The sequence below is a fragment of the uncultured Thiodictyon sp. genome (assembly GCF_903828115.1).
GTDB lineage: Bacteria > Pseudomonadota > Gammaproteobacteria > Chromatiales > Chromatiaceae > Thiodictyon.
Map to the genome: position 1 here is coordinate 1 of NZ_CAIKKU010000491.1, position 6,534 is coordinate 6,534.

Genomic DNA, 6,534 nt, shown 5'->3' on the forward strand with positions numbered 1-6,534 from the left:
GCGGTGGCGGGCGGCGATCTGGGTAAGAAGATCACCGTCGACGCCAAGGGCGAGATCCTGGAACTCAAGAACACCATCAACATCATGGTGGATCAACTGTCCACCTTCGCCTCGGAGGTCACGCGCGTCGCGCGTGAGGTGGGCACCGACGGCAAGCTCGGCGGCCAGGCCGAGGTCAAGGGGGTGGCCGGCACCTGGAAGGACCTGACCGAGAACGTCAACATGCTGGCCGCCAACCTCACCGGCCAGGTCCGCAACATCGCCGAGGTGACCACCGCGGTGGCCCAGGGCGACCTTGGTAAGAAGATCACGGTCGAGGCGCGCGGCGAGATCCTCGACGTGAAGAACACCGTCAACATCATGGTCGATCAGCTCTCCACCTTCGCCTCGGAGGTCACGCGCGTGGCGCGCGAGGTGGGCGTGGACGGCAAGCTCGGCGGTCAGGCGGCGGTGCCCGGGGTGGCCGGCACCTGGAAAGACCTGACCCAAAATGTGAACATGCTGGCCGCCAACCTCACCGGCCAGGTGCGCAACATCGCCGATGTGACCACCGCGGTGGCGCGCGGTGACCTGGGCAAGAAGATCACGGTCGAGGCGATGGGCGAGATCCTGGAGCTCAAGAGCACCATCAACACCATGGTGGACCAGCTTTCCACCTTTGCCTCGGAGGTGACGCGCGTGGCGCGCGAGGTGGGCACCGACGGCAAGCTCGGCGGCCAGGCCGCGGTGCCGGGCGTGGCGGGCACCTGGAAGGACCTGACCGACAACGTGAATTCCATGGCCTCCAACCTCACCGGCCAGGTCCGCAACATCGCCGAGGTGACGGTGGCCGTGGCCAACGGCGACCTGTCGCGCAAGATCATGGTCGACGTGCGCGGCGAGTTCCTGCAACTGAAAGAGACCATCAACACCATGGTGGACCAGTTGCGCTCATTCGCCTCGGAGGTCACGCGCGTGGCGCGCGAGGTCGGCATGGAGGGTCGCCTGGGCGGCCAGGCCTATGTGACCGGCGTCTCCGGCACCTGGAAGGACCTGACCGAGAGCGTGAACATGCTCGCCGCCAACCTCACCAGCCAGGTGCGCAACATCGCCCAGGTGACCACCGCGGTGGCCAACGGCGACCTCGGCAAGAAGGTGACAGTGGACGTGAAGGGCGAGATCCTGGAGCTGAAGAACACCGTCAACACCATGGTGGACCAGCTCAACTCATTCGCCGCCGAGGTCACGCGCGTGGCGCGCGAGGTGGGCACCGAGGGCAAGCTGGGCGGCCAGGCGCAGGTGCGCGGCGTGTCCGGTACCTGGAAGGACCTGACCGACAACGTGAACTTCATGGCCGCCAACTTGACCGGCCAGGTCCGCGGCATCGCCAAGGTGGTGACCGCCGTGGCCAACGGGGATCTGAAGAAGCGGCTCACGGTGGAGGCCAAGGGCGAGATCGCGGACCTGGCGGACACCATCAACGGCATGACCGAGACCCTGGCGCTCTTCGCCGACCAGGTCACCTCGGTGGCGCGCGAGGTGGGGGTCGAGGGCAAGCTCGGCGGCCAGGCCAATGTGCCGGGTGCCGCCGGTACCTGGAAGGACCTGACCGACAACGTCAACGGCCTGGCGGCCAATCTCACCAGCCAGGTGCGCGCCATCGCCGGTGTGGCCACCGCCGTGACCAAGGGCGACCTCACCCGTTCGGTCATGGTGGAGGCCAAGGGCGAGGTGGCGGAGCTCAAGGACAATGTCAACGAGATGATCCGCAACCTGCGCGAGACCACCAACCAGAACTCCGAGCAGGACTGGCTCAAGACCAATCTGGCCAAGTTCACCCGCGTCCTGCAGGGTCAGCGCGACCTCATCACCGTCTCCAAGGCCGTGCTCTCCGAACTCGCCCCGCTGGTGAGCGCCCAGCACGGGGTCTTCTATATCTTCGACGAGCCCGAGGGCGGCGAGGCCCGGCTCAAGATGCTGTCCTCCTATGCCTATAAGGAGCGCAAGAACATCGCCAAGGAATGGCGGATCGGCGAGGGGTTGATCGGGCAGTGCGCCTACGAGAAGCAGCGCATCCTGCTCACCAATGTCCCGGACGACTATGTCCAGATCACCTCGGGGCTGGGTCAGGCCCTGCCGCTCAACATCGTGGTCCTGCCGGTCGTGTTCGAGGGCCGGGTCAAGGCCATCATCGAACTCGCCTCCTTCGAGCGCTACTCCGCCACCCACCAGGCCTTCCTCGATCAGCTCGCCGAGTCTATCGGCATCGTGCTGAACACCATCGAGGCCAACATGCGCACGGAGGAACTGCTCAAGCAGTCGCAGTCGCTCGCCAACGAGCTGCAGAGCCAGCAGGAGGAGTTGCGCCACACCAACGACGCGCTGGGGGACAAGGCGCGCCTGCTGGAGGAGCAGAAGGTGGAGGTCGAGACCAAGAACCGCGAGGTGGAGCAGGCCAAGGCGGCGGTCGAGGAAAAGGCCGAGCAACTTGCCCTGTCGTCGAAATACAAGTCCGAGTTCCTCTCCAACATGTCGCACGAGCTGCGCACGCCGCTCAACAGCCTGCTGATTCTCGCCCAGCAGCTCAGCGACAACCCCCACCAGCACCTGGACCCGCGCGAGGTGGAGTACGCCCGCACCATCCACTCCGCTGGGGATGACCTGCTGGCCCTGATCAACGAGATACTGGACCTGTCCAAGATCGAGTCCGGCACCGTCTCGCTGGATCTCGCGCCCGTCGCCTTCGCGGCCCTGCGCGACCAGCTCGACCGGACCTTCCGCCATGTGGCGCAGGGCAAGGGGCTCGGCTTCGCGGTCACCCTGGCGCCCGACCTGCCCCCAACGCTGGACACGGACGACCAGCGGTTGCTGCAGGTCATGAAGAACCTGCTCTCCAACGCCTTCAAGTTCACCGAGCGGGGGCAGGTGACGGTCCAGGTGGCGCACGCCACCGCCGGCTGGAGCGCCGACCGCGACCTGCTGAACCACGCGGCCGCGGTCTTTGCCTTCACCGTGGCGGACACCGGCATCGGCATCCCGCCCGACCGGCAGCGCATCGTCTTCGAGGCCTTCCAGCAGGCCGATGGTTCCACCGCCCGCAAGTACGGCGGCACCGGGCTGGGGCTCTCCATCAGCCGCGAGATCGCACTCTTGCTGGGCGGCGAACTGCGGCTGGTGCGTAGCCACGTGGGCGAGGGCAGCGTGTTCGTGCTCTATGTCCCGCAACACCACGGCGCCGGCAGTCGGGGTGAGCCTCAGTGGGCGCGGCCGGTGGCCGCGATGAGTCAAGTCGAAGGGCCCGCCCTGAGCCATGCCGCAGCGTCAGCCCTGAGCCCAGTCGAAGGGACGAGTTCGGCCGTGCAGGCGCTGCGTGACGCAGAGGTGGCGGACGATCTGGCCACGCTCCAGCCGGGCGACCGGGTCCTGCTGATCGTCGAGGACGCCCCGGCCTTCGCCCAGATCCTCCTCGAGTTGGCGCATGAGCATGGGTTCAAGGGAATCGTCGCGACGCGCGGCGCCCAGGCCATGGACCTGGCACGGCACTACAAACCCGATGCCATCACGCTGGATATCCGCATCCCGGACATGTACGGCTGGACCATACTCGACCTGCTCAAGCACGACCCGGAGCTGCGCCACATCCCGGTGGACGTGATCACGGTGGAGGAGGATGTGCAGCGCGGCCTGCAACTGGGCGCCTTCCAGTTCCTGACCAAACCGGTGGACCGCGCGCAACTCGACGCGGCCCTGGAAGCCATCCGCACGCTGCTGAGCAAAAAGGTGAAAAACCTGCTGCTGGTGGTCGCCGACCTGGCCCAGCAGAAGGTCATCGCCGAGCTGCTCGGCAACGACGACGTGATCATTCAGGAGGCCGCCACCGGCAAGGCGGGCCTCACGGCGATGCGCAAGAAGAACTTCGACTGTGTGGTGGTGGGGGCCCAGCTCCCTGACATGAGCGGTCCCGAGTTCATCGCGGCGGTGCGCAAGAACAAGAACAAGACCCTGGCCGGCGTGCCGGCGGTGATCTACAGCAGTGAGCCGTTGAGCGAGGCCGAGCGCGCCGCGCTGGAGCGGCTCGCCGGCACCGGCCCGGTGAAGGCCGTCGCCACACCCGGGCGTCTGCTCGACCAGACCGCGCTCTTCCTGCACCGGGTGCTCGCGGCCCTGCCGACGGAGAAGCGCCAGTTGCTGGAGGAGGGCGGACCGGCGGTCACCCTGGCCGGCAAGACGGTGCTGATCGTCGATGACGACGTGCGCAACATCTTCGCACTCACCGCCGCCCTGGAGCGCCATGACATGAAGGTGCTGTCGGTGGAGGGCGGGCGTGCCGCCATCGATCTCCTCCAGGCCCGGCCCGAGGTGGACATCGTCCTGATGGACATCATGATGCCGGACATGGACGGGTACGCGACCATGCGCGAGATCCGCACCCTGGAGCCATTCAAAGACCTGCCGATCATCGCCTTGACCGCCAAGGCCATGCCCGGCGACCGCGACCGCTGTATCGCGGCCGGTGCCTCGGTCTATCTCAGTAAACCGGTCAATGTCGAGAACCTCACGGCGCTGATGCGGGTGTGTTTGGCGCGATGACTGACATCCCCATCCCGGCTTCATGCCGGATGGGGCATTCGCCCCGTCCGGAACCTCTCGACGTTGCTGCAACGCCAACGATTGCCGACCGGCTCCCAACGTTCGGGACGGGGTTGCAAACCCCGTCCCGCGGGGGGGGGGGGTGACGCAAGTGATTGACCTCGACATCCCCGTCAGCATTCTGCTGGTGGACGACAATCCGGCCAAGCTCACGGCCCTGGAGGCGGTGCTCATCGGTCTGAACCTGGAGATCGTCACGGCCCCCTCGGGTACCGAGGCCCTGCGCCACTTGCTGCGGCAGGATTTCGCCGTCGTGTTGCTGGACGTGAACATGCCGATCCTGGACGGCTTCGAGACCGCCGTCATGATCCGTTCCCGGCCCCGCTCCGAGCAACTGCCGATCATCTTCATTACCGCCGAGCGGCTGACCGATGAGGCGCGTCTTCAGGGCTATGCGCTCGGCGCGGTGGATTACATCCTGAGCCCGGTGTTGCCCGAGATCCTGCGCGCCAAGGTCAAGGTCTTCGCCGACCTGTATCGGTTGCGCTATCTCTTTGGCCTGCAATTTGAATTGGGCAATATCGGTATCGCCGTCGCGGCCCCCGATACCAGCTTGTTTTTTGCCAATCCGAAGTGTTGTGAGATGCTGGGCTATAGTGCGGACGAGTTGCAGCAACGCACCTGGGTTGAACTGACCCACCCCGACGATGTGGCCGCCGACCTGCCGTACTACCAGCGCCTGCTGAGCGGTGCCATCGACCGCTATGAGTTGGACAAACGTTTCATCCGCAAGGACGGCGCGATCACCCATGCCCGACTCACCGTCGCCTGCCATCGCAACGCCGGCCGCGTCCAGTTCCTGGTGGCCGGGTTGCTGGACATCAACGAGCGTAAACGTACCGAAGAGGAGCTGAAACTGGCCGCGCTCTTGTATCAGAACAGCACCGAGGGCGTCACGGTTAGCGACGCTGACGGCACCATCCTCGATGTCAATCCGGCCTTCACCCGAATCACCGGTTACCCGGCCGCCGAGGTCATCGGCAAGAATCCCCGGGTGCTCCAGTCCGGGCGCCACGATCCGGGCTTCTATCAGGCGCTGTGGCGGGCACTCACTACCACCGGGCACTGGCAGGGCGAGATCTGGAACAAGCGCAAGAACGGCGAGGTCTATGTCGGCTGGCTGACCATCAACACCATTGGCGACGCGGCTGGCGCGCCCTATCGCCGGGTGGCGCAGTTTTCGGACATCACCGAGAAAAAGCAGGCCGAGCAGCTGATCTGGCACCAGGCCAATTTCGACCACCTGACCCAGTTGCCGAACCGCCGCCTGTTCGCTGACCGGCTGGCGCAGGAGATCAAAACGGCCGCCCGCACCAAGGTACCGCTGGCCCTGTTGTTCATCGATCTGGACCGCTTCAAGGAAATCAATGATACCTTGGGCCACGAGATGGGTGACCTGCTGCTCACAGAGGCCGCACGGCGCCTGCGCTCTTGTGTGCGCGAGGTCGATACCGTGGCGCGCCTGGGCGGGGATTAGTTCACCGCCATCCTGGGCCGCTTGAATGACCTGGACGGGGCCGACCGCACCGCGGCGGCCATCCTGCGGGAACTGGCGGAGCCCTTTGAATTGGGGGTGGCCTCGGTTCAGATCTCTGCCAGCATCGGCATCGCCTATTATGCGCATGACGGCAGCGGGATCGAGGCCCTGCTCGCCAATGCCGACCAGGCCATGTACGAGGCCAAGCGCCAGGGGCGCAATCGCTACTGCTGCTTTCACGAGGCCGCACCTGCCGCCGATGGGTCAACACCGCCGCCGGACCCTGCTTAAGTAACGAGTCAGGAACAAGTTAAACACAATCGTTGTCGTTGTCGTTGTCGTTGTCGTTGTCGTTGTCGTAATCGTAATCGGAGAAGCGATGCAACGTGGCGTGTGAGAGAATCCGGGGCACGACGATAAACTCGACA

Annotated in this window: 1 protein-coding gene and 1 pseudogene; both read left to right on the top strand. The window is 65.5% G+C overall.

Annotated elements, in window-relative coordinates:
- On the top strand, nucleotides 1-4,569 hold a 4,569-nt coding region (locus QZY48_RS18045; protein ID WP_295433658.1), incomplete at its 5' end, for a response regulator.
- A gap of 187 nt (nucleotides 4,570-4,756) precedes the next feature.
- Nucleotides 4,757-6,397, top strand: a pseudogene (locus QZY48_RS18050) (diguanylate cyclase).
- Nucleotides 6,398-6,534 lie beyond the last annotated feature (137 nt).